The organism is Xanthomonas sp. SHU 199 (genome assembly GCF_000364665.1).
Taxonomy (GTDB): Bacteria; Pseudomonadota; Gammaproteobacteria; order Xanthomonadales; family Xanthomonadaceae; genus Xanthomonas_A; species Xanthomonas_A sontii.
Genome location: NZ_AQOI01000327.1, coordinates 1 through 2937 on the forward strand (window position 1 = coordinate 1; position 2937 = coordinate 2937).

Here is a 2937-nt window from a genome sequence, read left to right on the forward strand (position 1 = left end):
GCGCTGCGCAGCCGCTGGCGCGTGCGCGAGCGGCTGGGCACGCCGGTGCGCGCGCTGCAGCGCACGGCCCACGGCAGCGTCGCGATCGCCTGCGATGCCGACACCCAGCAATACGACCACGCGGTATTGGCCTGCCACGCCGACGACGCGCTGCGCCTGCTGACCGACCCCAGCGACGCGGAAACCGCGATCCTCGGCGCGATCGGCTACCAGGACAACGAGACCGTGCTGCACACCGATGCGCGCGTGCTGCCGCGCGACCGCCGCGCCTGGGCCGCCTGGAACGCGCATGTACCGGCCGATCCGGACGCACCGTGCACGGTCAGCTACTGGATGAACGCGCTGCAGTCGCTGCAGGCGCCGCAGCCGTTCATCGTCAGCCTCAACCGCAGCGATGCGATCGATCCGGCCAAGGTGTTGCGACGCATGCGCTACCGGCATCCGCTGCAGACCCAGGCATCGGTGGCGGCGCAGGCGCGCAAGGGCGAGATCCAGGGCCAGCGCAACACCTGGTTCGCCGGCGCCGGCTGGGGCTTCGGCTTCCACGAGGACGGCCTGCGCAGCGCGGTCGACGTCGCCGCCGCGCTGGGGGTACCCTGGTCATGACGCTGATGCGCCGTGCTGCCGTGCCCGCCCCGCCGACTGGCGCCGTCTCGACAACGTCGGCGGCGGCGGGCACGACCCTGCATGGCCTGCACAGCGCGGTATACACCGGCTGGGTGCGGCATCGCCGTTACGCGCCGAAAGCGCTGGCGTTCCGCTATCCGCTGTTCCTGCTGTACCTGGACCTGGACGAACTGGAGCAGGTGTTCGCGCGGCGCTGGCTATGGTCGGTGAACCGGCGCAACCTGGCCGAGTTCCGCCGCAGCGACTACCTGGGCGACCCCGCGCAGCCGCTGGACGAAGCGGTACGCGACCGCGTGCAGCAGCACACCGGCGAGCGTCCGCTGGGCCCGGTGCGCATGCTCACCCACCTGCGCTACTTCGGCCACTGCTTCAATCCGGTCACGTTCTACTACTGCCACGACGCGCAGCAGCGCCTGCACAGCATCGTGGCCGAGATCACCAACACGCCGTGGCGGCAGCGCCACGCCTACGTGCTGCCGATGGCCGAGGCGCGCAGCCACGGCGCCACGCACGCCTGGCGCTTCGCCAAGCGCTTCCACGTCTCGCCGTTCATGGCGATGGCGCACACCTATGCCTGGCGCTTCAGCGAACCCGGCGCGCAACTGCGCGTGCACATGGACGTGCTCGATCCCACGCCGGCGGCGACGCGGCGGCGCTTCGACGCCACCCTGGTGCTCGAACGCCGGGCCCTCGATGGCGCCAGCCTGGCGCAGGCACTTCTGCGCTATCCGGCGATGACCCTGCAGGTCATGGCCAAGATCCACTGGCAGGCGCTGCGGCTGTGGCTGCGCGGCAACCCGGTGCACGACCACCCCGACCACTCCCTTCCGCGAGAACGCCGATGAACGCTCCGCACGCGCCCTCTTCCGCCGCCGCGCTGGCCCCTGCCGCACCGCCGCTGCGCGGGCTCGACCGCCTGCTGCGGCAGCGCCTGCTCGCCACCCTGGATGGCCTGCGCGAGGGCCAGTTGCGCATCGAGGAAGCCGGCACGCTGACCACGCTGGGCGATACCAGCATCGGCGCCGACACGCTGCAGGCGCATCTGCGCATCCATGACCCGCGCTTCTACCGCCAGGCCGCGCTCAACGGCAGCGTCGGCGTCGGCGAGGCGTACATGGACGGACTGTGGGATTGCGACGACCTGGTCGCACTGGTGCGCCTGCTGGTGCGCAACCGCGACCGCCTGGACGCGATGGAGACCGGCCTGGCCCGGCTCGGCGGCCTGGCGATGCGCGGCCTGCACGCGTTCGCGCGCAATACCCGCGCCGGCAGCCGCCGCAACATCGCCGCGCACTACGACCTGGGCAATCCGTTGTTCGAGCTGTTCCTGGATCGCAACCTGATGTACTCCTCGGCGATCTTCCGCGACGCCGACGCCGCCTTGGGCGAAGCCGCGCTGGAACGCGCCGCCGAACGCAAGCTGCAGCGCATCTGCGCCAAGCTCGACCTGCAGCCGCACCACCACCTGGTCGAGATCGGCACCGGCTGGGGCGGCTTCGCGCTGCATGCGGCCAAGCACCACGGCTGCCGCGTCACCACCACCACCATCTCGCGCGAGCAGTACGAACTGGCCCGGCAGCGCATCGCGGCTGCCGGGCTGTCGGACCGGGTCGAGGTGCTGCTGCGCGACTATCGCGATCTCGACGGTCGCTACGATCGCCTGGTCTCGATCGAGATGATCGAGGCGATCGGCCATCAATACCTGGATACCTACTTCGGCAAGGTCGGCAGCCTGCTCAAGGACGACGGCCAGGCGCTGATCCAGGCCATCACCATCGAGGACCACCGCTACGCGCAGGCGCTGAAGTCGGTGGACTTCATCAAGCGCCACATCTTCCCGGGCAGCTTCATCCCCTCGGTGGCGGCGATGACCGGTGCGATCGGCCGCGCCAGCGACCTGCGCCTGTTCAACCTGGAAGACATCGGCCCCAGCTACGCGCTGACCCTGCGCGCCTGGCGCGAGCGCTTCATGGCAAAGCTGCCGCAGGTGCGCGCGCTCGGCTACGACGAACGCTTCATCCGCATGTGGGAGTTCTATCTGGCCTACTGCGAAGGCGGTTTCCTGGAGCGCTCGATCGGCGACGTGCACCTGTGGCTGAGCAAGCCACGCGCACGGCCGGCGCAGTTCGCGCCGGCGCTGGCGGGCGACGCATGAGCAACCTGATCAACTACCTCGCCCTGCAGGGGCTGTGGCTGGCCGCCGTCGTCGGCGCCGCGCACGGCTTGGCCTGGGCCGGCCCGGCGGCGCTGGCGCTGTTCGCGCTGTACCAGTTGCAGGCGCGCCGCCGCGCGCATGGCGACGCCGCGCTA

3 protein-coding genes and 1 pseudogene are annotated in these 2937 nt (G+C 70.9%); all 4 read left to right on the forward strand.

What is annotated here, in order from left to right; genetic code table 11:
- Positions 1-606: pseudogene (locus D183_RS0111500) on the forward strand (NAD(P)/FAD-dependent oxidoreductase); the annotation flags it as partial.
- Complete coding sequence (locus tag D183_RS0111505; RefSeq protein WP_017909120.1) at positions 603-1472, forward strand: DUF1365 domain-containing protein; 870 nt, start codon at positions 603-605, stop codon at positions 1470-1472. The pseudogene D183_RS0111500 and the gene D183_RS0111505, both read left to right, overlap by 4 nt.
- A complete protein-coding gene (locus D183_RS0111510; RefSeq protein WP_017909121.1) occupies positions 1469-2782 on the forward strand; it encodes an SAM-dependent methyltransferase in 1314 nt (437 codons plus the stop codon). Before D183_RS0111505 ends, D183_RS0111510 begins: the two co-directional genes overlap by 4 nt.
- The coding region (locus tag D183_RS26445; protein ID WP_039727248.1) for a DUF2878 family protein at positions 2779-2937 on the forward strand (159 nt) is incomplete at its 3' end. The genes D183_RS0111510 and D183_RS26445, both read left to right, overlap by 4 nt.